We start from the raw sequence: 909 nt of genomic DNA, 5'->3' as shown, positions 1-909 counted from the left end.
TCCAATAGCCGTATTTGGACGTTCATTGTTATACGTCCATAACCATTGTGTCGCATGTAGTTGTACCTCAGCAATACTGGCAAATAAATATTGACCTAACCAATCATACCTAACCGTGCGGTTATACCGTTCAATATAAGCATTTTGTTGCGGGTTTCCTGGTTGAATAAAAACTAAATGTATCTGATTTTTATCAGCCCATTGCTCGAGTAACTTGCTGATATATTCAGGGCCATTGTCACAACGTATTTGTCGAGGTTTACCACGCCATTCTATGATCTGATTAAGAGTTCGTATAACGCGCCCCGCTGGCAAGGATAGGTCCACCTCGATAGCAAGACCTTCGCGATTGAAATCGTCAAGCATATTTAATAATCGATAGCTACGACCATTTTCTAATTGGTCGTGCATAAAATCCATCGACCAACATTCGTTGATCGCAGTTGGCACCGTCAATGCTTCAGGCTTTTCTCTTATTAACCGCTTTTTCGGTTTTATCCGCATATTCAGTCTAACTCACGATAGATTCGATAAACTCGTTTGTGATTCCAGCGAAACCCTTTCACGTTGCGTAGATATAAAAAACATAAGCCAAAACCCCAATTACCTTGATTCTGAACTAATCGCAACAACCAGTCCGCTATCAGCCCATTTTCATCATTTAATTTGGCTTGGTATCGATAACAGGTTTCACTGATGCTAAACAGTTCACATGACAATCGTATGGAAATATCTTTATGTGCCACCGCCTTTTTCGCCAACTCTCTACCGGCGTGACGGTGTTACCACTTTTTTTCAATAGCCTCTTTGAGTATTTCTGCTTTAAGTCGCTCTTCGGCATACATCTTTTTAAGTCGGTTATTCTCCGCCTCAAGCTTTTAAGCGTAACATCATCGATGCATCCATTCC

1 pseudogene is annotated in these 909 nt (G+C 41.0%); it reads right to left on the bottom strand.

The features are described 5' to 3' along the window. Positions 1-909 (bottom strand): annotated as a pseudogene (locus Lfee_RS07600) (IS3 family transposase); the annotation flags it as partial.

It is taken from the genome of Legionella feeleii, assembly GCF_001467625.1.
Taxonomy (GTDB): Bacteria; Pseudomonadota; Gammaproteobacteria; order Legionellales; family Legionellaceae; genus Tatlockia; species Tatlockia feeleii.
This window is presented reverse-complemented; position numbering and strand designations above follow the sequence as displayed.